Raw genomic sequence first — 25,733 nt, 5'->3', positions numbered from 1 at the left:
TCGGCCGGACGCCGACCCACGAGGGAGTGCTCTTGAAGCCCTATCCGTTCACCGCTGTCGTCGGGATGCCGGACCTGCGTCTGGCGCTCGTCCTGTCCTCGATCTCGCCCGCGGTCGGCGGGGTGCTGGTGCGGGGCGAGAAGGGCACCGCGAAGTCGACCATGGTGCGTGCGCTCGCCGGGTTGCTGCCGAGTGTGGACGTGGTGGACGGCTGCCGGTTCTCCTGCGACCCGGTGTCGCCGGACCCGGCGTGTCCGGACGGCCCGCACGCGGCGGGCGCTCCCGCGCACTGGCGGCCGGCGCGGCTGGTGGAACTGCCGGTCGGCGCGGCCGAGGACCGCGTCGTCGGCTCGCTGAACCTGGAGAAGGCGCTGTCCGAGGGCGTCACCGACTACCAGCCCGGCCTGCTGGCCGCCGCGCATCGCGGGCTGCTGTACGTCGACGAGGTCAACCTGCTGCACGACCACCTGGTGGACACGTTGCTCGACGCGGCGGCGATGGGCCGGGCGACGGTCGAGCGCGAGGGTGTTTCGGTTTCGCACGCGGCGCGGTTCGTGCTGATCGGGACGATGAACCCGGAGGAGGGCGAGCTGCGGCCGCAGCTGCTCGACCGGTTCGGGCTGACCGTCGAGGTGGCGTCGAGCCGGGATCCGGAGCAGCGCGTCGAGGTCGTCCGGCGGCGGCTGGCTTACGAGGCGGATCCGGACGGTTTCGCCGAGGGCTACGCCTCGTCGGACGCGGCGCTGGCGGCGGAGATCGAGGCGGCGCAACGGCTTTTGCCCTCGGTGAAGCTGCCGGACGAGGCGCTGCGGCAGATCGCCGAGGTGTGCGCGTCGTTCGAGGTCGACGGGATGCGCGCGGACATCGTGACGGCGCGGACGGCAGTCGCGCACGCGGCGTGGGCCGGGCGGAGCGAGGTCACCACCGAGGACATCCGGGTCGCGGCCCGGCTCGCGCTGCCGCACCGGCGGCGGCGGAATCCGTTCGACGCGCCGGGGATTTCCGAGGAGCAGCTGGAACAGGCGCTGGAGGACGCGCAGCCGCCGCCGGAGGGGCCGGACGACGACGGTCCCTCCGGCGGCGGTCCGGGCCCGGACGACAGCGGTCCTCCGCCGGAGGGCGGCCCGTCCGGTTCCGATGGCGCTTCGCCGCCTGGCGACAAGGGCGAAACCTCTTCGGGGAACGGGTCCTCGCCGCAGAAGACGGTGGGTGCCGGGGATACCTTTCGGGCGCGGGTCTTTCGGGTGAAGGGCACCGGCGAGGGCGAACGCGGTCGCCGGTCGCGTGCGATCACCGACACCGGCCGGACGATCGGCGTGCAACCGCCCAGCGTGCGCGACGGGCGGCCGCATCTGGTCGCCACGATTCGTGCTGCCGCACCGCATCAGCAGGCGCGGGGCCGGTCTGGGGCGGGCCTGGAAGTGCGGCCGGCGGATCTGCGGTTCGCGCTGCGCGAGGGGCGCGAAGGCAACCTCGTGTTGTTCTGTGTGGACGCTTCGGGCTCGATGGGCGCGCGGGCCCGGATGCGGGAAGTGAAGACCGCGGTGCTTTCCCTGCTGTTGGACGCTTACCAACGGCGGGACAAGGTCGGTCTGGTCACGTTCCGTGGCGCAGACGCCGAGCTGGCGCTTCCGCCGACAATCAGTGTCGAAGCCGCCGCGGCCCGGCTGGAAGGCTTGCCGACCGGCGGGCGCACGCCGCTCGCCGAGGGATTGCTGGAAGCCGCGCGGGTGCTGCGGGTCGAGGCGATCCGGGATCCGCGCCGCCGTCCGCTGCTGGTGCTGGTCACCGACGGCCGCGCCACGAGCGGTCCGGACGCGGTGGCCCGGGCCCGAGCCGCCGCGGGGTTGCTCGCCGGCGTGACGACGATCGTGATGGACTGCGAGACCGGCCGGATGCGGCTCGGCCTGGCCGCGGAATTGGCCGGGCACCTGGGAGCCGAGCACGTGCCACTGTCCACTGTGGCCGCTGAAGCGCTGGCTTCGGCGGTGCGCGAACGGACCGGGAGGGCTGCCTGATGCCGCAGGGAAAACCGGCTGTCGTGCCGAAGGACGGGCTCACCACGCGCCAGCGCCGCAACCGGCCGCTGCTCGCCGTGCACACCGGCGAGATGAAAGGGAAATCCACCGCGGCGTTCGGAATGGCGTTGCGCGCGTGGAACCAGGGCTGGTCGATCGGCGTGTTCCAGTTCGTGAAGTCGGCGAAATGGCGCGTCGGCGAGGAAGCCGCGTTCAAGGCGCTCGGGAAGCTGCACGACGACACCGGGCAGGGCGGTCCGGTCGAGTGGCACAAAATGGGCGAGGGCTGGAGCTGGTCGCGCAAGCCGGGGTCCGAAGAGGACCACGCGGCCAACGCGCGCGAAGGCTGGGCGGAAATCAAACGCCGGCTCGCCGCCGAAACGCACGATTTCTACGTGCTGGACGAATTCAGCTACCTGCTCAAGTGGGGCTGGCTGGAGGTGGACGACGTGGTGTCCGCGTTGACCTCCCGGCCCGGGCACCAGCACGTCGTGATCACCGGCCGCTACGCGCCGCCGGAATTGATCGAGGCCGCAGACCTGGTCGCGGAAATGACGAAGGTGAAGCACCCGATGGACGCCGGGCAGAAGGGCCAGCGGGGGATCGAGTGGTAGCGCGGGTCGTCATCGCCGCGCCCGGCTCCGGACACGGCAAAACCACCATCGCGGCCGGGCTGATGGCCGCGTTGCGCGCCGCCGGGCACGCCGTGTCCGGGCACAAGGTCGGCCCGGACTTCATCGACCCCGGCTACCATTCGCTCGCCACCGGCCGCCCGGCGCGGAACCTCGACCCCTTCCTGCAGGGCGAGGACACGCTGGTTCCGTTGCTGCGGCACGGTTCCGCGGGTGCGGACATCGCGGTCATCGAAGGCGTGATGGGCCTTTTCGACGGCGCGTTGGGGACCGAAGGCTACGCATCGACCGCCCATGTCGCGCGGCTGCTGGACGCACCGGTCGTGCTGGTGGTCGACGCGTCGGCGGCTTCGCGCAGCGTCGCGGCGACCGTGCTGGGGTTCGCACAGTACGACACCCGCGTCCGGCTTGCCGGCGTGATCCTGAACAAGCTGGGTTCGCAACGGCACGAGGACGAGATCGTCACCGCGCTGGAAGCGACCGGCGTCCCGTTGCTGGGTGCGTTGCGGCGCAACGAAAACGTGCACGCGCCGAGTCGGCACCTCGGCCTGGTCCCGGCGGCCGAGCGGGCCGCGGAGTCACAGCGGTTGCTGCCGGAGCTGGCGGACTGGGTTTCCGCGGGGGTCGATCTCGGAGCCGTCGTACGGGTGGCTCGGAGTGCCCCCGCGTTGACTGGTCCGGTGTGGAACGCCGGACCGGAGTGGGACGGTCCACGTGCGACGCTCGCTGCCGCCGGCGGTCCCGCGTTCACCTTCCGCTACGCCGAGAACATCGAACTTCTGACGGCTCGCGGGATCGATGTCGTGGACCTCGACCCCTTGCGGGACAAGGAGTTGCCACCGGGCTGTGCCGGGCTGTACTTCGGCGGCGGGTTCCCCGAAGTGCATGCCGCTGAGCTGTCGTCCAATGTGGAACTCCGAACCGCCGTCGGCGCGGCGATCGACGCCGGGATGCCGGTGAGTGCGGAATGCGCGGGCTTGCTGTACCTGTGCCGTTCCCTGGACGGATTGCCGATGGTTGGCGCCGTCGCCGCGGACGCGACCATGACCGCGCGGGGAAAGCTCGGCTACCGTCGGGCGGTCTCGGTCGCGGACAACGTGCTCGCCGCGGCCGGGCAACGGGTGACCGGGCACGAATTCCACCGCACCGAAATCGCTCCTGCCCACGGCGAAACCGCCGCGTGGGGCTGGGATCGCGGTCTGGACGGCTTCGCCTCGGCGTCGCTGCACGCGTCCTACCTGCATGTGCACTGGGCCGGGCATCCGGAACTGGCGGACCGGTTCGCCGCCCGGGTGCGTGCGCACTCCCTGGCGGCGGTCCATGGCTGATTACGACCTCCACCACCACGGCGATCGCGAAGTCGGCGACGGACTCGTCGATCTGGCCGTGAACGTCCGGCTCCCGGCTCCGCCGGCATGGCTGCGCGCGGAACTCGCGGCCGCCCTGGACGATCTCGCCGCGTACCCGGACCCGACTCGCGCCGCGGAAGCCGTCGCCGCCCGGCACGGCCGGGACTTCGACGACGTCCTGGTGACCGCCGGTGCCGCGGAAGCGTTCACGCTGCTGGCTTCGCTTCCGGCGAAGCACGCGGTGGTGGTCCACCCGCAATTCACCGAACCGGAAGCCGCTCTGCGCGCCGCCGGACGCTCGGTCGACCGGGTCATCCTGTCTGAAGCGGACGGTTACCGGCTGGATCCGGCGTTGGTCCCGGATTCGGCCGACCTGGTCTTCGTCGGCAACCCGACCAACCCGACGTCGGTCCTGCACTCAGCCGCGGCGCTGCGGTCGCTGGCGCGCCCCGGCCGGGTTCTGGTGGTGGACGAAGCGTTCCTGGACGCCGTACCCGGAGAGGTCGAAAGCCTTGCCGGAGAACGAATCCCGGGCGTCGTGGTGCTGCGGAGTCTCACCAAGACCTGGGGCTTGGCCGGCCTGCGAGCCGGGTACGTCCTCGGTGAACCGTCGCTGATCGCTCGCTTGCGCGCGGTGCAGCCGCCCTGGTCAGTGTCCACTTTGGCCGCCGTCGCCACGGTCGCCTGCTGTCGTCCGTCGGCTCTGGAAGAAGCCGAAAAACTGGCCGCCGCCGCGGAAGCCGATCGCGACTACCTGGAATCCGGCTTGGCCGCCCTGGGAATCCCGGTGCTCGGCACCCCGCGCGGCCCGTTCGTGCTGATCCGAGTCGCCGGCGGAGCGGACGTCCGCTCGCGACTGCGCGAAGCAGGCTATGCCGTTCGCCGCGGCGACACTTTCCCTGGCCTGGGACCAGATCACCTGCGCATCGCTGTCCGGGACCGCGCGACAACAGACGCCTTCTTGACCGCGTTGGCTAACGGTTCTGGAGCGCGGTGAATTCGTCCAGCCAGGCGTAATTCGGCGCTGCTGTTCCGTCGGGATTCCTCTGGACGGTCGCCCGCGCGAACACGCTGTTGAGCAGCCAGGGCGGGGTATCCGGCCCGAAGTCCGCACCCTTGAGCGCGGCGATGCCCTGGTCGATGCCGTAGGCGGCGACGGCGAGCTTGCCGGTCGTGCGGAACTTCGTCACCTGGTCGGTGAGGAAGTTCTTGTTGTTCTCGAACCACGGGCTGGTGCGGAGGAAATCGTCCCATCGCGGTTGGGGGAACGGCTGGCGCAGCGCGTTCCGGATGACTTGCCAGACCTTGGTTTCTTGCGGCACGTGGTATTTGCTCGCGTACTCGGCCGAGATCCGGTCGGAGAGATGCTTCTTCCACAGCTGGACCAGGGAGAACTCGGTGACGAGGAATCTCTTGCCGCCCAGCCTGGGCAGGACGTAATCCAGAAACGTCTGCACCTCGTCCACTGCCCCGACGTGCGGGTGGATGTCGGTGCCCTCGATTTCCGGGGTGTCGCGGACGTATTTCATCCAGCGTTCGGTGCCCGCGCCCGTCCACTTCGGATCGTCGAGATTGTTGAGCGCGCCCAGGTAGAGGGCGGTCTTTCCCCTGCGCTGTTTGATCACGTGGGTGGCGATGTTCTCGTAGAATGCGTTGAGCGCGCCGTTGTTCCAGTCGGACCGCGGGCATTCGATGAACGGCTCGTTCCCGATCACCAGGATGTCGACCTTGTCCAGGACCGCGGGCAGCACTTTGTCGACCCGCGCGAGATCGGCTTGCATCGCCGGGGTGCCAGGCCGCGGAATCTGCTGGTGGGATTCGGGAAAGTACGGGAACTTGAGGGACAATACGGTCCCGTACTGGCGATCGGCTGCTTCCCGGAGGGTCTTGATCGTCGGGTTCTCGGCGGCGTCCTGCTTGTCCAGATCGGGCATCGCGGTGAACCCGCGGACCCACTTCGCGCCGGACCGCTGAAGCTCGTCCCAGCCCATGGTGTCCGGATCGGCGTTGAAGTTCGCGCCGAGCGCCCCGTCCGGCTTGGGTATCGCGTTGTTCGGCGGCGAACTGCAGGCGGCCGTCGCGAGAACCGAAAGCCCGGCGGACAACTGCAACAGCTGACGCCGGGTGAGGCGTGCGGGCGAACTGGATGCCACGAGGTCCTCTCGGTCATTCGTCGCGGACGGTTCCCTTGGTAACACGGGTCCGGCTCTTGTCGCAGTCTGGGAGCCGAATGATGCTGCGAGCAGCGTCCGCCGGTTCGCGGTTCAGGCAGTTGCCAGCAACGCAGCGGCCACCGCCACCTCGACGCAGCCGCCAAGAACATCACCGGTTACTCCGCCGATGCGCTGGACACATCGGGCGAGCAGCACTGCCGCCGCCGCGTAACCGAGCACCACCGCGAGAACCCCGCGCCACCACGGCAATCCCGGCGTCAACGCGGCACCTCCCGCCGCGAGCGCGAACACCGCCGCGGCCACCAGAACCGGAACCGATCCGGCGACCGTCGCGCCCAGCCCCTCCGGGCGGGCCGACGGGACCCCTCGCGCGCAGCACAGCGACAGCACGCATCGTCCACACAGGACGGACAGGGTCGCGGCGGCGATCCCGTATCCGTGCGAGATCGCGCCGGCCAGCGCACCGGTTTGGACGAGCAGGACGAAGAGCAGCGTCGCGACCCCAGTCGGTCCGGAATCGCCGCGGCGCATGACGTCGAGGGCTTTCGCGCGGTCGTAGGAGGCGCCGAGGCCGTCGGCGGTGTCGGCGAGCCCGTCGAGGTGCAATCCTCGGCTGCCCAGGGCTACCGCTCCCAGCGCCAGCGCGGCGACGGCCAGCGCGGGGAGTCCGAGCGCGACCCCGCCCGCCACGATGAGCCCGGCCACCGCCGCGAGGGGGAGCGCGGCGAGCGGGCCGAGCGTCATCGCCACGCCCGCGACCTGCCGATCGATCGTGCGCGGGGCGGGGACGGGGACGGTGGTCAGGGTTCCTGCGGCGAGCCGGATGCCGTCGCTCAGCGGGATCACGGGCGATCCTCGGCGAAACGGGTCCCGCGCCGGCCTGCTGGCAGTGCCCGGGACCGAGCCCCGTGCAGAAGCCGCGGCCCCATGGCTAGAGACCCGAGCCGATCTTCCGGCCGCGCCCCGCACCGAACCGCGGCCCCACGCCTGAACCAGGGCAACGCCCGCCCTTCCCGCAACCAGCTCACCCGAGGTCCGCCAGCAAGCCCATCTCCGCGATCACCGCGCGCGCCGCCCGCAGGGTCGGCACCGCCTGGACCGCCCCGCTGCCCTCGCCGAGGCGCAGGCCCAGATCCAGAATCGGGGTCAACCCCAACGCCTTCAACGCAAACGCTTGCGCCGGTTCGGTCGAGCGATGGCCGGCCAGCCACCACTGCTCGGCTCCCGGCGCGATGTCCCGGGCCACCAGCGCCGCCGTCGCGGAGAAGATTCCGTCCAGCACCACCGGAATTCCCCGGACGGCCGCTTCCACCAGGAATCCGGCCGTCGCGGCGAGGCAGGCGCTGCCGAGGGCGGTCAGCCGGTCGAACGGGTCGCTCACCGGGCGGCGCGCCAGTGCCGCGGCGACCACCGAGGTCTTGCGTTCCAAAGCCGCCCCGGACACGCCGGTTCCGGTTCCCACCACTTCCGCCGCGGGAAGGCCGAGGGCGGAAGCCACCACCGCGGCACACACCGTCGTGTTGCCGATGCCCATGTCGCCCGGGATGAGAAGGTCCGCAGTGGACTCCGAGGCCGCGATGGCCCGTCCGGCCTCAAAAGCGGCAAGTGCCTCGCCGGGAGCCAACGCGTCCTCGACGTCGATCGCACCCGAGCCGCGCCGGATCTTGTGGGCGGTGACTTCGTCGGGAACGTCCGCGGCGTCCCAGTCGACCGCGATGTCGGCTACCCGCACGCTTGCCCCGACCTGCGCCGCGAGCACGGTCACCCCGCTGCGCCCGGCCAGGAACACGCGCACCATCGCCGCGGTAACCTCGCGCGGGTAGGCCGACTGCGCCGACACCCCGTGGTCGCCGGCGAAGACGACCACGCGGACGTCGTCCAGCGGGCGCGGCGGAACCACGCCGTGCGCCGCGCTCAGCCAAGCCGCGAGCTCTTCCAGCCTTCCGAGCGAGCCGACCGGCTTGACCAGGCCGTCGAGCCGCTCCAAGGCGGCGGCGCGGGCGGCGGCGTCCGGGGCGGGAATGGCGAAACGCGGCACGGCTAGCTCCTCACGGAAGATTGAGCGCCCGCCCGGCGACGATGAGCGACACCCGGTCGCTGTCGGCGGACACCCGGCTGTTGAGTGCGCCCAGCACATCACGGAAAAGCCGTCCGGACACCGTTGCGGGCACCACACCGCTGCCGACCTCGTTGCTGACCGCGACGATCGGCACCCGGGCCTGGCTCCACGCGGCGAGGAAATCCTCGAGCCGGTCGTCCAGCCTGCGCTCCCAGCCCGGTTTGCCCGACCACGCGCCGACCTCGTCGAGCACCCGCGACAGCCAGGTGCCGAGGCAGTCGATCAGCAACGGGCTCGTCGCGGTGCGCAGCACGGTCGCCAGGTCGGTGGTCTCGACCGTCGTCCAGTGCCGCGGCCGGCGGGCCCGGTGCGCCTCGACGCGGGCGGCCCATTCCGGGTCCTCCGCCGAAGGGGGCAGGCCGGGAGCGACGTAGGTGAGGTGGGGGTGGTGCGCGACGAGCCGCTCCGCGTGCCTCGACTTGCCCGAGCGGACCCCGCCGAGAACGAGCACCTTGCCGTCGTCGCGTCCGTACCGGCGGAGGGCCTGCGCCAGGGTTTCGAGAGACCCGGCGAGCCGGTGCGTCAGCTTGGTCATACCCGGCATTCTCTCCCGCGCGCTACGGTTCGCCACGTGCCACTCCGACAAGCCGCCGCGGCGGCCGGGCTGATCGCCGGATACGCCGCCGACGCGTGGTGGGGCGACCCGCGGCGAGGGCATCCGGTCGCCGCCTTCGGCACCGCCGCTGGCCAGCTGGAACGCTGGTGGTGGGCGGATTCCAAGCCGCGCGGGGCGGCGTACGCGGCGGTCTGCGCGGGGTCCGCCGCCGGCCTCGGGCTGCTTGCCGAGCGGGCGGCCCGGAACCGGCCGGGTGTCCGGTTTGTCCTGACCGCCGCGGCGACGTGGACCGTCCTGGGCGGCCGCGGGCTCGCCGCGGAGGGCCGCGAAATGGCGCGATTGCTCGAATCGGGTGAATTGCCCCCCGCCCGGCAGCGGCTCAGCCACCTCTGCGCGCGCGACGCGACCGGTCTCGACGCGGCCGAGCTGGCCCGGGCGGCCACCGAATCGATCGCCGAGAACACCTCGGACGCGGTCGTCGCGCCGCTGCTGTGGGGCGCGGTCGCGGGGGTGCCGGGGCTGCTCGGCTACCGCGCGGTGAACACCCTCGACGCGATGATCGGCTACCGCTCGCCGCGGCACCGCAACTTCGGCTGGTTCGCCGCGCGGGCCGACGACTGGGCCAATCTGGTGCCGGCCCGCGTCGGCGCGGTGCTGACGGCGGCGACCGCGCCGTTGGCCGGCGGGCATGCCCGGTCGGCTTGGCGGGCTTGGCGGCGCGACGGAAGCGCGCATCCGAGCCCGAACGCGGGACAGGTCGAGGCCGCGTTCGCCGGGGCGCTGGACCTCCGGCTCGGCGGCACGAACACGTATCACGGCGAGGTCGAGCGCCGGAGCGCGCTGGGGAACGGGCGGCCGCCCGGGGCGAGCGATCTGCGCCGGGCCGTGCGCTTGTCGCGGTTGGTCGGGGCGGCGGCGCTGGCGGTCGCGGCCGGGATCGCGGTGGCTCGGTGAGCGGGCAGCGACGGACGGGGCGGCTGGCCGGAGCGGCCGCGGGGCGGGTTACGGTGGCGCGATGAGCGGGCTGCTGATCGCCGGTACCACGTCGGACGCGGGGAAAAGCCTGGTCACCGCCGGAATCTGCCGCTGGTTCGCGCGCCGGGGCGTGCGGGTCGCCCCGTTCAAGGCGCAGAACATGTCGAACAACTCGATGGTCTGCGCGGACGGCGCGGAGATCGGCCGCGCGCAGTGGCTGCAGGCGCGAGCCGCGGGGGCGGAGCCGGAAGCGGCGATGAATCCGGTGCTGCTCAAGCCGGGCAGCGACCGGCGCAGTCACGTCATCGCGCTCGGCAAGCCGTACGGCACCCTCGAAGCCGGCGAGTACGCCACCGGCCGGGCGGGGCTCGCCGAGATCGCCTTCGGCGCGTATGCCGAGCTGCAGCAACGGTTCGACCTCGTCGTCTGCGAGGGCGCGGGCAGTCCCGCGGAGATCAACCTGCGCTCCGGCGATTACGTCAACATGGGCCTGGCACGGCGGTTTTCCCTGCCGGTGCTGGTCGTCGGCGACATCGACCGCGGCGGGGTGCTGGCGGCGATGTTCGGCACGCTCGCGTTGCTGTCGGCCGAGGACCAGGCACTGGTCGCGGGCTGGCTGGTGAACAAATTCCGCGGGGACGTCGGATTGCTGCGGCCGGGGTTGAACAGCCTGGAGAAGGCGACCGGACGGCCGGTGCTCGGCGTGCTGCCGTGGCTGGACCGGGTGTGGATCGACTCCGAGGACGCCCTCGCTGCGGCCGGCTGGCGGCACGAAGCCGCCCAACGCGGGTTGCGGGTCGCCGTCGTCCGGTTCCCGCGCGCGTCCAACGCTACCGACGTGGACGCGCTCGCGGCGGAGCCCGGGGTGACGGTGAGCCTGACGGCCGATCCGGACACCGTCGCCGCGGCGGATCTGGTCGTGCTGCCGGGCTCGCGGGCCACTGTGGACGATCTGAAATGGTTGCGTACCAGGGGGTTGGCGGACGCGGTGCTGGCCCGGGCCGCGGCTGGACGTCCGGTGCTGGGCATTTGCGGCGGGTACCAGATGCTCGCGGAGTCCATTGAGGACGATGTCGAATCCGGCGCGGGCTTCGTCGACGGGCTCGGGCTCTTGCCGACCCGCGTGAAGTTCGCCGGGGAGAAGGTGCTCGGCCGCCCGTCCGGGGAATGGCGCGGGCACCGGGTGGACGCGTACGAGATCCACCACGGCAGTGCCGGCCCGGCGGACGCGGAGTCGTTTTTGGACGGTTACCGCGTCGGCTCGGTCTGGGGCACCACGTGGCACGGCGCGTTCGAGAACGACGGGTTCCGGCGCGCTTGGCTTGCCGAAGCGGCGGCGCAGGCGGGGATCGAATGGCGGGCCGCCGAGGGGGCGCCGGGATTCGCGGAGCTGCGCGAGGACATGCTGGACCGGCTGGCCGACGCGATCCAGTCCGAAGTGGACACCGGAATGCTGACGGCGCTGGCGGAGGCGGGCGCGCCGGGCGGGTTGCCGTTCGTGCCGCCGGGAGCCCTCTGACCGGTCAGTGCACGACCCGGCCGGTGGTGGGGAAGTCGGTTTCCAGGGTGCACACTGCGTGCTGCCCCGGAGAATCCGATTCGGACGGTTGCCGGCCGCCCAGATGCACGTATTCCGGCGGGACGCTGCTGGCGAGGTACTGCTTGGCTGCGGCCGCGCAGGCACCGCGGAGCGAATCGCCGCCGGCCAGCGGGACCACCCGGAACACCTCGGTGTCGTGGGCGTCCGCGCAGGAAACGGGGCTGCCGGAGCGGAAGCAGTCGCCGGCGCGGGCGTGCGCGAGCGGGTCCGGGCTCGTTGCGGGATCGTGCGCGGCGAGCCCGATCAAAAGCACAGCCAGCCAGACGCCGCTGATCGACAGCCCGGCGAGCGCGAGCCCGCGTCCCGGGTTGCCGAACACCCGGGTCTGGCGAAGCGCGATGATGCCGAACACGATGCTCAGCGGCAGGCTGAACGCCGGGATCGCCAGGACCAGCGACGCGATCGCGAAGCCGTTGGCGCCGCGTGGCCGCATCTGTGGCGGCGGCGTGTCTTCGTAACTCGGCCCGGCCGGTTTCGGCGGCGGCATGGGATCCCCTCGAAGCGGCCCCCCGACCCGGCGTCGAGCATAGGACCTGGCCACTTCGCGCGGGACAACGATTCAGGCGAGCCCGGCGTCGTGCACCAGAATCGCGACCTGCGTGCGGTTCGCGGCTTCGGTCTTGGCCATGATCCGTCCCAAGTGGACCTTCACGGTCGCTTCGCTCAGCCCGAGACCGCGGGCGATCTCGGCGTTGCTCGAGCCCTGTCCGACGGCCACCGCGACCTCGCTTTCGCGCGGCGTCAGCGGTTCGAGCCGGGCGCGGGCGGACGTCGGGGTGGCGGCGGTGGCGAAATGCGTCAGCAGCCGGCGCGTGACGGACGGGGACAGCATGGCCTCGCCGCTGCCGACCACGTGCATTGCTTTGACCAGCTCGCGCGGCGGCGTGTCCTTCAGCAGGAACCCCGTGGCGCCGTGGCGCAGCGCTTCGTGGACGTATTCGTCGAGGTCGAACGTCGTCAGCACGACCACCGCGGGCGGATCCGGTTCGGCGGTCACCTGGCGGGTCACCTCCAGGCCGTCGACGTCCGGCATCTGCACGTCGGTGAGCACCAGGTCCGGCCGGTGTTCGCGGACCAGGGCGAGCGCTTCGCGGCCGTCACCGGCTTCCGCGACCACCTCGATTCCCGGATCGGACTCCAGGATCATCCGGATGCCGCTGCGCACCAGCACCTCGTCGTCGATCAGCAGGATCTTCAGCACTTTTCCTCCGCTCGCACCGGGAACCCGGCCCGCACCCGGTAGCCGCCCGCACCGTCCGGGCCAGCGTGGAAGGTGCCGCCGGTCAGCGTGACGCGTTCGCGCATGCCGAGCACTCCGTAGCCCGCGCCGGGCAGCCCGGCCGAAGCGGCGAGCGGGTTGGCCACCTCGACGATCAGATCCTCGTCGGACGCGGACAGTCGCACGTCGATCTCCGTTCCCGGCGCGTGTTTCGCGGCGTTCGTGAGAGCCTCCTGCACCACGCGGTACGCCGCGCGCCCGATCGGAGCGGGCACGTCCGGCATCGGATCCGGCAGGCTGGCGCGCACCCGCGAGCCGGCGGCTGCGAGGTCGTCGACGAGCTGGCGGATCCCGGCCAGCGACGGGGCCGGCAGCGAGCGCGGCTCCGGACCGTCGTCGCGGAGCACCCGCAGGATGTCCCGCAATTCGTTGAGCGCGGCGGAACTCGACTCGCGGATCACCTCGGCGAGCTGTGCGGTCTCGTCGTCCTTGGCCCGCACGGAAAGCGCGCCGGCCTGCAGCGCGACGATGCTGACCCGATGCGCGACCACGTCGTGCATCTCGCGCGCGATCCGCCGCCGCTCGGCCGTCACGGCCCGCTCGCCGAGGAGATCCCGCTCGCGTTCGGCCTGCTCCGCGCGGTCGCGCAGGGCGGCGAGCAGGGCCGCGCGCTGGTGCATCCACAGCCCGGCCAGCGCCGGAACGACGACCATCAGCGCGACGGCGAACCCGAAGGTCTTCCAGTCCGACAGGTTCGACGGCCGGCTGAACGACACGAGCAGTCCGGTTTCCGCGAGCACGGCGACCGCGGTCGGCCAGCGGAGCCCGCGCAGCGAAGCGACTGTGTAGAGGGTGACCGAGGTGCCCCACAGCGGCGGCGTGGCCAGCGCGACGCCGACCGAGACCAGCATCGCGGGCAGCGGGAACCGGCGGCGCAGCAGCACCGCCAGGACTGTCGCCGCGACCGCGATCGGCCAGAACCACGGCCGTCCCGCGTCCGGCGGTTCGCCGGCCAGCGTCAGGCCGAGCACGCCGAGCGCCACGGCCAGGTCGATCAGGTGGTTGCGCACCCGGCCACGGTAAGCCCTGCACGAAATTCCCCCACCGGGCGTCCGGGAGGGAAATCCGGGTCGGCAATCGGACTGGACCGGCGAGGGCGGGAGGCGAGCACCGAGCCGGCCGCTAGTCCGGCAGGCCCGCCGAACGAGTCGCGAGCGGTCGCGAGCCCGGGGTACTCTCCGGAAGTCGCGACCAGACCCAGCCCGGGAGTGCGGATCATGTCCTACGCCGTCGATTTCACCACCGTGTCGACTGTCGGCCTGGAGTCGTCTCCGGTCGCGGACGCGCTCGCCGGGCTGCGGGCGAACGAGGCGCGCTACTTCAAGAACAAGTACGACCACGTCTTCACCGTCGAGCCCGCCGCCGAGGCGCCGGAGACCGTCGACTGGGTGCACCGGATCCTGAAGGAAGAACGCGATCTCGTCATTTCCTCCCGGCCGCTCGAGGCGACCGAATTCGAGGTCGACGGCATCCGGATGGCTTACGTGTTCTACGAGAGCGGCCTGTCGATCAACGTCATGTACACGCTGGAGGACAGCGGCAAGCGCGCCGTCGGGTTCAAGCTTTCCGACGGGATGGACGTGCCGGAGGAACTCGCCGACAAGTTCAAGTTCGCGCGCCAGAAGTCGAAGCTCGCCGGGACCATCCGCGGGTCCTACTTCGTCATCAAGAACGAGTACTGACCCGCAGCGCGGCGCTGCGCAGGCACAGCAGCAGCGGGAGGGAACTGTCGTCGCGCAGCCGGGGCGGCAGTGCGTCCGCTTCGAGCAGCGGCATTCCTAGCACAGTTTGCGTTCCATTTCGGCAGACCGCAGCGTGCAGGTTCCAGCGGACTCTTCCTTGCGGCGTAAGGAGATCTCGCGGTTCCATGTATCGGCGTCGCAGTTGCTGAGCATCCACGACATGGTCAACCGGCGGACCGCGACCGGGCAGCCGATCGCGCCGGACGAGGCGCGACCGTGGTGGCGGCGAGGTCGCCTACCGCGACGGTGTCGCGGAGTAAAAAGGGGCGGGTGCGACGCCGTTGTCGCACCCGCCCGACAGCCGGGACCGGCGCGGCGCCAGTGACGCGTCAGCCCCGAAGCTGAACGGAGCGAAGCGCGGCGCCGTTGCCGCGCTTGGCCCCGAGACTGAACGGAGCAGGCGCGGCGACGGTGACGCGCCTGCTCCGAGTCCTCAGGAGATCGGCCGGTCCGTCGGCGCGATCGGGGCCGGGAGCACGTCCCGGCCGGTCAGGAAGGCGTCCACGCCGGCCGCGCACGAGCGGCCCTCCGCGATCGCCCACACGATCAGGGACTGGCCGCGGCCCATGTCGCCGGCCACGAACACGTTGTCCACAGTGGTCTGGAAGTTCTTGTCCCGCACGACGTTGCCGCGCTGGTCCAGTTCCACGCCCAGTTCGGTCAGCAGGCCCTCGCGCTGCGGGCCGAGGAAGCCCATCGCCAGCAGCACCAGCTGCGCGGGCAGCTCGGTTTCGGTGCCCTCGACCGGCACGAACTTGCCGTCCTCGTTGCGCACCTCGACCAGCTTCAGCGCCCGCACCCGGCCGTTCTCGTCGGCCAGGAATTCCTGCGTGTTGACCGAGTACAGCCGTTCGCCGCCCTCCTCGTGCGCGGACGAGACGCGGTAGATCATCGGGTACATCGGCCACGGGTGCGCTTCCGAGCGCGTCTCCGGCGGCTTCGGCATGATCTCCAGCTGGGTCACCGACTTCGCGCCCTGCCGGTGCGACGTGCCGACGCAGTCCGCGCCGGTGTCGCCGCCGCCGATGACCACGACGTCGAGGCCCTTGGCCGAGTACGGCGACTCCGCCAGCTCGCCCGAGGCGACCCGGTTGGCCGGCGGCAGGAACTCCATCGCCTGGTAGATGCCCTCGGCGGACCGGCCCTCGATCGGCAGATCGCGCCACGCCGTCGCGCCGCCCGCCAGCACCACCGCGTCGTGCTCGGATTGAAGCTGCTCGACGGTGATGTCCACGCCGACATTCACCGACGTCCGGAATTCCGTGCCCTCGGCCCGCATCTGGTCGAGACGGCGGTCGAGGCGGAACTTCTCCATCTTGAACTCGGGGATGCCGTACCGCAGCAGGCCGCCGATCTTGTCCGCCCGCTCGTAGACCACGACGGTGTGGCCCGCGCGGGTCAGCTGCTGCGCCGCGGCCAGCCCGGACGGGCCGGACCCGACGACGGCGACCTTCTTGCCCGTCTTCGCGACCGGGACCTGCGGCGTGACCCAGCCTTCCTCGAAGGCCCGGTCGATGATCGAGATCTCGACCCGCTTGATCGACACCGGGTCGTCGTTGATGCCGAGCACGCACGCGGTCTCGCACGGCGCCGGGCACAGCGTGCCGGTGAACTCCGGGAAGTTGTTCGTGGCGTGCAGCCGTTCCGCGGCCAGCTGCCAGTCCTCCCGCCACACCAGCGTGTTCCACTCCGGGATCAGGTTCCCGAGCGGACAGCCCTGGTGACAGAACGGGATGCCGCAGTCCATGCAGCGCCCGGCCTGCTTTTCCAGCTTGGTCGTCGCGAAGTCCTCGTAGACCTCTCGCCAGTCCAGCAGCCGCAGGTCCACCGGACGCCGCTTCGGCTCCTCGCGCGTGGTGGTCAGAAAGCCCTTGGGGTCAGCCATGTGCGGCCTCCATGATCGCCTCGTTCACGTCCCGCCCGTCGCGTTCCGCGGCCACCTGAGCGGCGAGCACGCGCTTGTAGTCCTTCGGCATGACCTTGCCGAACCGGTCGACCGCACTGTCCCAGTCCGCCAGCAAGGTCCGCGCGACGGCGGATTCGGTTTCGTTGTAGTGCTTTTCGACGGTTTCGCGGAGGAAGTCCGCGTCCGCGGCGTCCAGCGGGTCGATGTCGACCATCTCCGGGTTGACCCGGTGCGCGGGCAGGTCCAGCACGTACGCCACGCCGCCGGACATGCCGGCCGCGAAGTTGCGGCCGATCCGGCCCAGCACGACCATCCGGCCGCCGGTCATGTACTCGCCGCCGTGGTCGCCCACGCCCTCGACGACCGCCAGCGCGCCGGAGTTGCGCACGCAGAACCGCTCGCCGACCTGACCGCGGATGAAGATCTCGCCGCTCGTCGCCCCGTAACCGATCACGTTGCCCGCGATGATGTGGTCCTCGGCGACGATCGGCGATTCCTTCGGCGGCCGCACGATGATCCGGCCGCCGGACAGGCCCTTGCCGACGTAGTCGTTGCCGTCGCCGTAGAGCCGCAGCGTGATGCCCTTCGGCACGAACGCGCCGAACGACTGGCCCGCGGTGCCGGTGAAGGTGACGTCGATGGTGTCGTCGGGAAGCCCTTCGCCGCCCCACTTCTTCGTCAGCTCCGAGCCGAGCATGGTGCCGACGGTGCGGTTCACGTTGCGCACCGGCAGTTCCAGCCGCACCTTGTCGCCCGCGGCCAGCGCGCCCTCGGCGAGCTGGATCAGCGTGTTGTCGAGCGCCTTGTCCAGCCCGTGGTCCTGCTTGACGGTCTGGTGCCGGGCCGCGCGCGGCGGCAGCTCGGGCACGTGGAAGATCGGCGACAGGTCGAGCCCGGCGGCCTTCCAGTGGTCCACCGCCTTGCGCTTGTCGAGCAGCTCGGCGTGGCCCACGGCCTCCTCGACGGACCGGAAACCCAGCTCCGCCAGGTACTCCCGGACCTCCTGGGCGATGAACTCGAAGAAGTTCACCACGTAGTCCGCCTTGCCGCTGAACTTCGCGCGCAGCTTCGGGTTCTGCGTCGCGACGCCGACCGGACAGTTGTCGAGGTGGCATACGCGCATCATGATGCAGCCCGAAACCACCAGCGGAGCGGTCGCGAAACCGAACTCCTCGGCGCCGAGCAGCGCCGCGATGATGACGTCGCGGCCGGTCTTGAGCTGGCCGTCGGTCTGCACCACGATCCGGTCGCGCAGGCGGTTGGCCAGCAGCGTCTGCTGCGTCTCGGCCAGGCCCAGCTCCCACGGTCCGCCCGCGTGCTTGATCGACGACAGCGGCGAGGCGCCGGTGCCGCCGTCGTGGCCGGAAATCAGCACGACGTCCGCGTGCGCCTTGGACACGCCCGCGGCGACGGTGCCGACGCCGACCTCGGACACGAGCTTCACGTGGATGCGCGCGTCCGGGTTGGCGTTCTTGAGGTCGTGGATCAGCTGCGCCAGGTCCTCGATGGAGTAGATGTCGTGGTGCGGCGGCGGGGAAATCAGCCCGACGCCCGGCGTGGAGTGCCGCGTCTTCGCGATCCACGGGTACACCTTGCCGCCGGGCAGCTGCCCGCCCTCGCCGGGCTTCGCGCCCTGCGCCATCTTGATCTGGATGTCGTCGGAGTTCACCAGGTACTCGCTGGTGACGCCGAACCGGCCGGACGCGACCTGCTTGACCGCGCTGCGCCGCTCCGGGTCGTACAGCCGCTCCGGGTCCTCGCCGCCCTCGCCGGTGTTCGACTTGCCGCCGAGGCGGTTCATCGCGATCGCCAGCGTCTGGTGCATTTCCATCGAGATCGAGCCGTAGGAGATGGCCCCGGTGGCGAACCGCTTCACGATCTCCGAAACCGGCTCGACCTCTTCGATCGGCACCGGCGGGCGTTCGCCGTACTTGAAGTCGAACAGCCCGCGCAGCGTCAGCAGCTTCTCGGCCTGGTCGTTGACCGCCTTCGTGTACTCCTTGAAGATCTCGTACTTCCCGGACCTCGTGGAGTGCTGCAGCTTGAACACCGTCTGCGGGTTGAACAGGTGCGGCTCGCCCTCGCGCCGCCACTGGTAGTCCGCGCCGGTTTCCAGCTCGCGGTGGCTCGCCCGGACGCCGTCGACCGGGAAGGCCCGCACGTGCCGCTGCGCGACCTCCTCGGCGAGCGTGTCGAAGCCGACGCCGCCGAGCCGCGAAGTGGTTCCGGTGAAACAGGTGTCGATCACCTCGGCGCCGAGGCCGACCGCCTCGAAGATCTGCGCGCCGGTGTAAGAGGCCACCGTGGACACGCCCATCTTGGACATGGTCTTGCGGACGCCCTTGCCGAGGGCCTTGATCAGGTTCGCGGTGGCCTGCTTGGGAGTCACGCCCGGGATGAGGCCCCGGTGCGCCATCTCCTCGACCGTCGCCATCGCCAGGTACGGGTTCACCGCGGCCACGCCGTAGCCGATCAGCAGCGCGATGTGGTGCACCTCGCGCGCGTCGCCCGCCTCGACGATGAGGCCGACCTGCGTGCGCGTCTTCTCCCGGACCAGGTGGTGGTGCACCGCGCCGGTGAGCAGCAGCGACGGGATCGGCGCGTGGTCGGCGTCGACCCCGCGGTCGGACAGCACGATCAGCCGCGCGCCGTCCTCGATCGCCTCGGACACCTCGGCCCGGATCTCGTCGAGCCGCTGCACCAGCGCCTCGCCGCCGCCGGCCACCTTGTACCGGCCCATCACGGTGACCGCCTGGAACTCCGGCAGGTCGCCGTCGTCGTTGACGTGCACCAGTTTCGCGAGCTGGTCGTTGTCCAGCACCGGGAACGGCAGCACGATCCGGCGGCACGACGACGCGTCCGCGGCCAGCAGGTTCGGCTCCGCGCCGATCTGCGTGCCCAGCGCGGTCACCAGCTCCTCGCGGATCGCGTCCAGCGGCGGGTTGGTCACCTGGGCGAACAGCTGGATGAAGTAGTCGAACAACGGGCGCGAACCCGACGAAAGGGACGCGATCGGCGAATCGTTGCCCATCGACCCGATCGGCTCCGCGCCGGTGCGGGCCATCGGCTCGAGGATGGTCTCCAGCTCTTCCTCGGTGTAGCCGAACGCCTGCTGCCGGCGCACGAGCGCGGCGTGCAGCGGGACCTCGCGGTCGCGCTCGGGCAGTTCCTCCAGGCGGAGCAGCCCGGCCTCGACCCATTCGTCGTACGGGTGCTCGGACGCGAGCTGGCCCTTGATCTCCTCGTCCTCGACGATCCGGCCGGCGACGGTGTCCACGAGGAACATCCGGCCCGGCTCCAGCCGTCCCTTGCGGACGATCTTCGCCTGGTCCAGCTCCAGCACGCCGACCTCGCTGGCGAGCACCACGAGGCCGTCGTCGGTGACCCAGTAGCGGCCGGGGCGCAGGCCGTTGCGGTCCAGCACCGCGCCGATCTGCGCGCCGTCGGTGAACGCGACCAGCGCCGGGCCGTCCCACGGCTCCATGAGCGTGGAGTGGAATTCGTAGAAGGCGCGGCGCGCGGGGTCCATTTCCTGATGGTTCTCCCACGCCTCCGGGATCATCATCAGCACCGAATGCGGCAGCGACCGGCCGCCGAGGTGGAGCAGCTCCAGCACCTCGTCGAAGGACGCCGAGTCGCTCGCGCCGCGCGTGATGACCGGGTAGATCCGCTTGAGGTCGCCCGGGATCAGGTCGGTCTCCAGCAGCGCCTCGCGGGCGTCCATCCAGTTGCGGTTGCCCTTGAGCGTGTTGATCTCGCCGTTGTGCGCCACGTAGCGGTACGGGTGGGCGAGCGGCCACGACGGGAAAGTGTTGGTGGAGAAGCGGGAGTGCACCAGGCCGATCGCGCTCGTCACGCGCTCGTCGGTCAGGTCGAGGAAGAACTTCTCGACCTGCGGCTCGGTCAGCATTCCCTTGTAGACGATCGTGCGCGAGGACAGCGACGGGAAGTAAACGTCGTCCTCGGCCAGTTCGTGCTCGGCGCGCTTGCGCACGCAGAAGGCGGCGCGCTCGAGCGCGAGACCGTCGAGATTGTTCTTGCGCCCGGCCAGGAACAGCTGGGTGAAATGCGGCATGCTCTGCGCCGCGGTCGGGCCGCAGTGCGCGGTGTCGACCGGCAGCTCGCGCCAGCCCACCACGCGCATGTCCTCCTCGGCGGCGATCCGCTCGATGGTGGTCATGGCGCGGCCGCGGCGCTTCTCGTCCTTCGGCAGGAAGGCGGTGCCCACGGCGTAGCTGCCTTCCGGCGGGAGCTCGAACCCGGCGACCTCGCGGTAGAACGCGTCCGGAACCTGGATCAGCAGGCCCGCGCCGTCCCCGGTGTCCGGTTCGGCCCCGCGTGCCCCGCGATGTTCCAGGTTCTTCAGCGCGACAAGGGCTTTCGCCACGATCTGATGGTCTCGGCGACCGGTCAGGTCCGCGACGAACGCCACCCCGCAGGCATCGTGCTCGTAGGCGGGGTCGTAAAGGCCGTCGGTGGCCGGGGTGCTCGAACGGTGGGTCACGGCTGGCCGCCTCCCAAGGCGTTGGCGCGGTTTCTTTCACTCCGAAGGAGGGTTCAGTACTGAACCGGTTAACGAAGTGGTCCGGAACCGCGATGGTCAGTCGAGAAGGGAAACCATCCGGTGCCTCCGCCGTCGCGGGGCGCGGCACTGCGTCGCGATGCGTGGCTGACCGCGGCCGGTCGACGACCGGGCCGGGTGCCGGATGGTTTGTCACCGCACGGCGATGGGCGGCGGAAATTGTTCTGCACGTCGCTGTACAGACGCACGCGCCGGGGTCGGTCAGCCTGTGTGGTGGGGGCCGGCCGGGGCGCGTGGTGGTGACTCCCGGGTTCGCCGGGTCTTATGACGATAGTGTGAATTCGCTGTGATCGACATACGTCATCGCGCTCTCGTGGGAAAGACCACGCATACGTTGACGCCCTCCGGGGTACTCCCATATGTCGGGCCGTCTCTCCCGCCACGCGGTCAGCGAAGCCGCTGACCTGCGTAAACCTGCCTGCCCTCCCGGTGTCAACCCCGTGCTTGCGGCTGGTTGACTGGGGGTCGTGAGGGGGAGCGCCGATGACTGATCGTTATCTGTCCGTGGCGGTCGCCGGGCTGCACGAGATTGAAATACGGCGTTCACGGTTCCGGTGCGCGCTCGCTCCGGCGGCCGACGAAGCGGCCGCGCGGGAGATCATCGCGGCCCGCCGCCGGGCCGAGCCCGCGGCGCGCCACCACTGCCACGCGTTCGTCCTGGGCCCGGACGGCCGCACCCAGCGGTCGAGCGACGACGGCGAGCCCGCCGGGACGGCCGGGGTGCCGATGCTGGAGGTGTTGCGCCGCCGCGAGGTCACCGACACGGTCGCGGTGGTGTCGCGGCATTTCGGCGGGGTGCTGCTGGGCGCGGGCGGCTTGATCCGCGCGTACGGGCAAGCGGTGTCGGACGCGCTGGACGCGGTCGGCCTGGTGGAGTACCGGCGATTGCGGCTGTTCGACGTGACGATGGACTACGCCCGGGCGGGTCGCTTCGAGAACGACCTCCGAGCCTCGCCGTACGTGCTGCACGAGACGCGCTTCGAGGCAGCGGCGCACTTCGAGGTCGGGCTGGCTCCCGGCGAGGAGGACCGGTTCACCGGCTGGCTGGCCGACCTCACCGGCGGCGAGGCGGTCGCGGTCGAGCTGGGGGAGGAGTGGGTGCGCGGGCAGTCGCGCCCCTAGCAGATCAAGCCGCGACCGGCTTTTCGCCCAGGGCCTGCACTCCGGCGTCGGTGAGCACCGCGCGCACCCGCTCGCCGCACGCTCCGTCTTCGGCGGGCTCGATCAGCCCCTTGCGCACGAGGTCGCGGACGGTGCCTTGGTCGCAGCAGCTCAAGCCGTCGACGAACAGGTCCGGTTCGCAGCTGCAGCTGATTTCCGCGTGCCCTTCGGCCACGGCACGCAGGGTGGCCCGCTCCCGATAGTTCAACTCGGCAGTCACGGCGGTCCTCCTTCTGTCCCGGTCCCCTGTGTACCCGGGATTCGGTGCCAGTGTCCGTCGCGATTGCCGGGTTGTCGCGTATTTCACTCCTTTTTACGGGGTATGTCGCGGCGTAGTCCGGGGGTACCCCTCATCCGCCCCACCATGCCTCCGCCAGGGAGGCGAAAGTAGGTTTTTCCGGGGCCGGGAGCACCTCCAGGTACCAGTGGAAGTTGCTGTAGACGTGCAGAAGCGCGTACGCGAGGCAGCGGCGGGAGAAGTCCGGCCCGAGGTCGGCCGGACGGTAACCGTAAGCGAGCAGAAGACTCCGCAGGAATGCCGAGTCGCCGCTCGAAACGAACAGACCGACCGCGGCGAACTCGTATTCCGGTGCACCGCGCATCGCCGGTTCGAAATCGAACAGGCCGGACAGCCGCCAGCCGTCTCCGTCGCGGGTGACCATGAGATGGTCGCGCATGACTTCGGTGTGCAGCGGCGCGGTTTCCGGCGTTCCCAGGTCGACCGCGTCGACGAACTCCGGAAGCTGGGCCAGCCAGTGTTCGTCCAGGGTGGTCTTGCGATGGTGCTCGACCAGCTTTTCCCGTTGCCCGGCGAGGAACGCGGCCCAGTCCGGCGGACCGAGCACGGACAACGCCGGGTCGCGCACGGAGTGCAAAGCGGACAACGCCTCGCCGATCCGCGGGGCGAGGCCGAGTTTGTCCGCTGTGGACAGTTCCGGCCAGACCTGCTTGAGCGGACGCCCGCGCAGCCGTTCCATCACGACGTACCCCCAGCCGTCGCGGGTTCCGGCGTGCACCACGCCCGGGGTGGGGACGGGGAGCTTGCCGTGCAGGACTTCCAGCATGGCGCGCTCGGTAGCCAGCTCGTCGCGGTAGACCGGCGGGTAGAGCTTCAGGACGAGCTCGTCGCCGACGGCGTACACCGGCAGGGAACCGTCGGCGAACGGCACGGGTTCGGCGGGTTCGCCGAGCGTCCGGAGGAGGTCTCGTACCGCGGGCAGCAGAGCCTCGCGGGTCAGCTGGTCGAACTCGGCCGCGGTGGCGGCGGGCGGAAACATGCGGTGACCGTATCGGCGGGCAGTGCTCGGCCGTAGCGAATTACTTGCTGCGTTCGAGCAGGGTGCGCACGGCCGGCCTGATGAGCCGCTCGATCTCGTCGGCAGGCGCGGTGGCGAGCGGTTCCTTGCGGGTGACCGAGCGGACCAGCCCGATGCCGAGCAGCCACGCCATCGCGAGGTCGGCGCGGAGTTCGGCGTCCGGCTGGTCGGTGAGCCCGGACAGCGCGCGGGTGTACTCGGCGTCGAGCTGCGCGCGGAGAGCCTCGTCGGCGCGATCCGTGCCGGAGGACCGCAGGTAGGTCTCGATCGAACGGGATGCCGCGTCGTCGCCGTCGAGGAGGCTCCGCAGCGCAGCGGAGAACAGCCGCTCCGGCGGGGTCGTCTCGACCTGTGCCAGGCCGCCGCGCGCCATCACGTGCTCGAACAACGCGTCTTTGCTGCCGAAGTACCGGAACAGCAACGCCTGGTTGACGCCCGCGCGGTTCGCGATGTCGCGCACCGTGGTGCGGTCGAAGCCGCGGTCGGCGAACAGGTCGGCCGCGGCGTCCAGCAGCGCGGCCTTGGTCGCCGTCGCGTCGCGTTTGCGCGAAGGCTGGTCCGCGTCCATCGGTTCCCCCTGCGGTGCGCTGGTGTGCGCGACGAGGTTAACCCGGCGGGTCGCGGACCGGCCGGGCGAACTACGCGGACCAGGCGACCGGCAGCTCCTCCGGGCCGTAGACGAGCGCGTTGTGCTTGTAGGCCAGAGATTCCTTCGGCACCGCCAGCCGGAGGTCCGGCACGCGGCGGAACAACGCAGTGAGCGCCTCCTGCAGTTCGACGCGCGCGAGCTGCTGGCCGATGCACTGGTGCGCGCCGAACCCGAAGGCGACGTGCGTGCGCGGCGATTCGCGGGCGAAGTCCAGCTGGTCGGCGTGCGGATAACGGTCCTCGTCGCGGTTCGCCGAGTTCAGCGCGGCGATCAGCCAGTCACCCGCGGCGATCGTCTGGTCGCCGACCTTGACCTCTTCGGTCGCGTACCGCAGCACGCCGAACTGCACGACCGACAGGTAGCGCAGCAGTTCCTCGACCGCGCGCGGCGGGTCGGCGAGGGCTTGCGCGCGCTGCTCCGGGTGTTCCAGCAGCACGAGCGTGCTGAGCGCGATCATGTTGGCGGTGGTTTCGTGCCCGGCCACGAGGAGGCTGAGGCCGAGCATGGCCAGCTCGTCCAGGTCGAGCGCTTCCCCGGCGGCCTCGGCGCGGACGATGAGCTTGCTGAACAGGTCGTCCTTCGGGGACTGCTGCTTGCCGGCGAACAGGGTGCCCAGGTAGCCGGCCAGTTCGTGGTACGCCCGCTGGATCGCCTCGCCGTCCTGGTCGGTGCTGACCAGGACGCCGCTCTGGCGCTGGAACAGCTCGCGGTCGGCGTAGGGGACGCCGAGCAGCTCGCAGATCGCCAGCGAGGGGATCGGCAGCGCGAAGTCCTGCACCAGGTCGGCGCGGCCGGGCTTGGCGAGCAGGGCGTCGAGGTGTCTCTCGACCTGCTCGCGGACGTATTCGCGCAGCCGCTCGACCCGCCGGACGGTGAACTCGGCGACCACCGTCTTGCGCAGCCGGGCGTGCTCCGCGCCGTCGAGCTGGATGATCGAACCGGGATCGACCTCGGCATCCGGGTCCAGATCGGCTTTGACGTGCACCGACGAGGCTCCGCGCGAGCTGAGCGCCGGGTCGGCGAGCACCGCGCGGACGTCGTCGTAGCGGGTGACCAGCCACGTGTCGAACCCGGCCGGGCAGCGGATCCGCGTCACCGGCGCGGTCTCCCGCAACGCGGCGTACTCGGCGGGCGGATCGAACGGGCAGCCGTCCGGGCGGGCGGTCGGAAGGGCCGGGGTCTCGGGCGAGGTGGACATGCGGCTGGTGCCTTTCCTCCGACGGTGCGGGCGTCTTCCACTCTGGAGACGCCCGCGCCGCCGCGGGGCGATTGAACGCGAGAGGCGACGGAAGGACCACAGCTCTGCCCGATTCACCCCGGCTCGGTTAGGCCGGTTCGGCGCTCGGTTCGTCGGCGAATCGGCGGGCGACCCGCGCGGCTCCCGCTTGCGCCCGGCCGGTGGTGGCGAGGATGGCGAGCGCGATGATCAGCGTGGTCCCGCCGGCGACGGTCCACCAGGCGGCGGCGTATCCGGTGAGCGGGGTGGCCGCGGCGGCGAGGACGGTGCCAGCGACGGCGACGCCGAGGGTTTGCCCGACCTGCCGGGAGGTGGACGCGACCGCAGCGGCGACTCCGGCCTGCGAACGGGGCATACCGCTGACCGCGGCGTTGGTGATCGGCGGGTTCAGGAGGCCGAAGCCCAGGCCGAACCCGCCGTACGCGACCGCGAGCAGCC

At 71.1% G+C, this 25,733-nt stretch carries 21 protein-coding genes and 1 pseudogene; 8 read left to right on the top strand and 14 right to left on the bottom strand.

Annotation, left to right across the window (positions count from 1 at the left end; all coding sequences use genetic code 11):
* Positions 1–32 precede the first annotated feature (32 nt).
* Genes L942_RS02845 through cobC form a run of 4 tightly spaced genes read left to right on the top strand, consistent with a single transcriptional unit; the run spans position 33 to position 4,996 of the window.
* The gene (locus L942_RS02845) at positions 33–2,018 is read left to right on the top strand and encodes a putative cobaltochelatase (protein ID WP_037354522.1); all 1,986 of its coding nucleotides are present in this window, start codon (positions 33–35) and stop codon (positions 2,016–2,018) included.
* On the top strand, positions 2,018–2,632 hold the full coding sequence (cobO, locus tag L942_RS02840; RefSeq protein WP_037354479.1) for a cob(I)yrinic acid a,c-diamide adenosyltransferase: 615 nt from the start codon (positions 2,018–2,020) through the stop codon (positions 2,630–2,632). Before L942_RS02845 ends, cobO begins: the two co-directional genes overlap by 1 nt.
* Positions 2,626–3,978 carry a cobyrinate a,c-diamide synthase gene (locus tag L942_RS02835; protein WP_037354477.1) on the top strand — a complete coding sequence of 451 codons (1,353 nt, stop codon included), beginning with the start codon at positions 2,626–2,628 and terminating at the stop codon, positions 3,976–3,978. The genes cobO and L942_RS02835 overlap by 7 nt, the downstream gene beginning before the upstream one ends.
* Positions 3,971–4,996: an Rv2231c family pyridoxal phosphate-dependent protein CobC gene (gene cobC / locus L942_RS02830; protein WP_037354520.1), complete on the top strand. Its 1,026-nt coding sequence runs from the start codon at positions 3,971–3,973 to the stop codon at positions 4,994–4,996. The genes L942_RS02835 and cobC overlap by 8 nt, the downstream gene beginning before the upstream one ends.
* Here cobC and L942_RS02825 read toward each other — a convergent pair.
* The 4 genes from L942_RS02825 to L942_RS02810 form a co-directional block, all read right to left on the bottom strand.
* Positions 4,974–6,152: a hypothetical protein gene (locus L942_RS02825; protein WP_200862686.1), complete on the bottom strand. Its 1,179-nt coding sequence runs from the start codon at positions 6,150–6,152 to the stop codon at positions 4,974–4,976. The two genes, cobC and L942_RS02825, sit on opposite strands and share 23 nt — an antisense overlap.
* A gap of 111 nt (positions 6,153–6,263) precedes the next feature.
* Positions 6,264–7,019 (bottom strand): adenosylcobinamide-GDP ribazoletransferase, encoded by a 756-nt coding sequence (locus L942_RS02820; protein ID WP_081654915.1) that lies wholly within the window; start codon positions 7,017–7,019, stop codon positions 6,264–6,266.
* A 178-nt stretch (positions 7,020–7,197) separates the two neighbouring features.
* The gene (cobT, locus tag L942_RS02815) at positions 7,198–8,211 is read right to left on the bottom strand and encodes a nicotinate-nucleotide--dimethylbenzimidazole phosphoribosyltransferase (RefSeq protein ID WP_037354475.1); all 1,014 of its coding nucleotides are present in this window, start codon (positions 8,209–8,211) and stop codon (positions 7,198–7,200) included.
* Between the two features lie 10 nt (positions 8,212–8,221).
* Positions 8,222–8,827 (bottom strand): bifunctional adenosylcobinamide kinase/adenosylcobinamide-phosphate guanylyltransferase, encoded by a 606-nt coding sequence (locus L942_RS02810; RefSeq protein WP_037354473.1) that lies wholly within the window; start codon positions 8,825–8,827, stop codon positions 8,222–8,224.
* A 36-nt stretch (positions 8,828–8,863) separates the two neighbouring features.
* On the opposite strand from L942_RS02810, the gene L942_RS02805 reads away from it, so the two are divergent.
* Both L942_RS02805 and L942_RS02800 read left to right on the top strand, forming a co-directional pair.
* A complete protein-coding gene (locus L942_RS02805) occupies positions 8,864–9,802 on the top strand; it encodes a cobalamin biosynthesis protein (protein ID WP_037354472.1) in 939 nt (312 codons plus the stop codon).
* Positions 9,803–9,863: 61 nt separating this feature from the next.
* Entirely contained in the window at positions 9,864–11,342 is a 1,479-nt protein-coding gene (locus L942_RS02800) for a cobyric acid synthase (RefSeq protein ID WP_037354471.1), read from the top strand.
* 4 nt (positions 11,343–11,346) lie between these two features.
* On the opposite strand, the gene L942_RS41860 is transcribed toward L942_RS02800, so the two are convergent.
* The 3 genes from L942_RS41860 to L942_RS02785 form a co-directional block, all read right to left on the bottom strand.
* Positions 11,347–11,910 (bottom strand): DUF4190 domain-containing protein, encoded by a 564-nt coding sequence (locus L942_RS41860; RefSeq protein ID WP_051165675.1) that lies wholly within the window; start codon positions 11,908–11,910, stop codon positions 11,347–11,349.
* 72 nt (positions 11,911–11,982) lie between these two features.
* A complete protein-coding gene (locus L942_RS02790; protein WP_037354469.1) occupies positions 11,983–12,624 on the bottom strand; it encodes a response regulator in 642 nt (213 codons plus the stop codon).
* Positions 12,618–13,712 (bottom strand): sensor histidine kinase, encoded by a 1,095-nt coding sequence (locus L942_RS02785; protein WP_051165674.1) that lies wholly within the window; start codon positions 13,710–13,712, stop codon positions 12,618–12,620. The genes L942_RS02790 and L942_RS02785 overlap by 7 nt, the downstream gene beginning before the upstream one ends.
* Positions 13,713–13,919: 207 nt before the next feature.
* Between L942_RS02785 and L942_RS02780 the strand changes: the two genes are divergently transcribed.
* On the top strand, positions 13,920–14,384 hold the full coding sequence (locus L942_RS02780) for a hypothetical protein (protein ID WP_037354511.1): 465 nt from the start codon (positions 13,920–13,922) through the stop codon (positions 14,382–14,384).
* A 493-nt stretch (positions 14,385–14,877) separates the two neighbouring features.
* Here L942_RS02780 and L942_RS02775 read toward each other — a convergent pair whose 3' ends face one another.
* Together L942_RS02775 and gltB are read right to left on the bottom strand one after the other, a co-directional pair.
* A complete protein-coding gene (locus tag L942_RS02775; protein WP_037354467.1) occupies positions 14,878–16,329 on the bottom strand; it encodes a glutamate synthase subunit beta in 1,452 nt (483 codons plus the stop codon).
* Positions 16,322–20,854 carry a glutamate synthase large subunit gene (gene gltB, locus L942_RS02770; protein WP_037354465.1) on the bottom strand — a complete coding sequence of 1,511 codons (4,533 nt, stop codon included), beginning with the start codon at positions 20,852–20,854 and terminating at the stop codon, positions 16,322–16,324. Before gltB ends, L942_RS02775 begins: the two co-directional genes overlap by 8 nt.
* 561 nt (positions 20,855–21,415) lie before the next feature.
* Between gltB and L942_RS02765 the strand changes: the two genes are divergently transcribed.
* Positions 21,416–22,054 carry a YigZ family protein gene (locus L942_RS02765; protein WP_037354464.1) on the top strand — a complete coding sequence of 213 codons (639 nt, stop codon included), beginning with the start codon at positions 21,416–21,418 and terminating at the stop codon, positions 22,052–22,054.
* Positions 22,055–22,058: 4 nt separating this feature from the next.
* Here L942_RS02765 and L942_RS02760 read toward each other — a convergent pair whose 3' ends face one another.
* The 5 genes and pseudogenes from L942_RS02760 to L942_RS02740 form a co-directional block, all read right to left on the bottom strand.
* On the bottom strand, positions 22,059–22,313 hold the full coding sequence (locus L942_RS02760; protein WP_051165673.1) for a hypothetical protein: 255 nt from the start codon (positions 22,311–22,313) through the stop codon (positions 22,059–22,061).
* Positions 22,314–22,443: 130 nt separating this feature from the next.
* On the bottom strand, positions 22,444–23,370 hold the full coding sequence (locus L942_RS02755; protein ID WP_037354461.1) for an aminoglycoside phosphotransferase family protein: 927 nt from the start codon (positions 23,368–23,370) through the stop codon (positions 22,444–22,446).
* 40 nt (positions 23,371–23,410) lie between these two features.
* A complete protein-coding gene (locus tag L942_RS02750) occupies positions 23,411–23,977 on the bottom strand; it encodes a TetR family transcriptional regulator (RefSeq protein ID WP_037354459.1) in 567 nt (188 codons plus the stop codon).
* Positions 23,978–24,047: 70 nt separating this feature from the next.
* Positions 24,048–25,256 carry a cytochrome P450 gene (locus L942_RS02745; protein ID WP_037354457.1) on the bottom strand — a complete coding sequence of 403 codons (1,209 nt, stop codon included), beginning with the start codon at positions 25,254–25,256 and terminating at the stop codon, positions 24,048–24,050.
* Positions 25,257–25,383: 127 nt separating this feature from the next.
* Positions 25,384–25,733 (bottom strand): annotated as a pseudogene (locus L942_RS02740) (MFS transporter); the annotation flags it as partial.

It is taken from the genome of Amycolatopsis orientalis DSM 43388, from assembly GCF_000411975.1.
In the GTDB taxonomy this organism is placed as follows: domain Bacteria; phylum Actinomycetota; class Actinomycetes; order Mycobacteriales; family Pseudonocardiaceae; genus Amycolatopsis; species Amycolatopsis orientalis_D.
The sequence above is the reverse complement of the archived record's forward strand: the minus strand, read 5'-3'. Positions and strand labels throughout refer to the sequence as shown.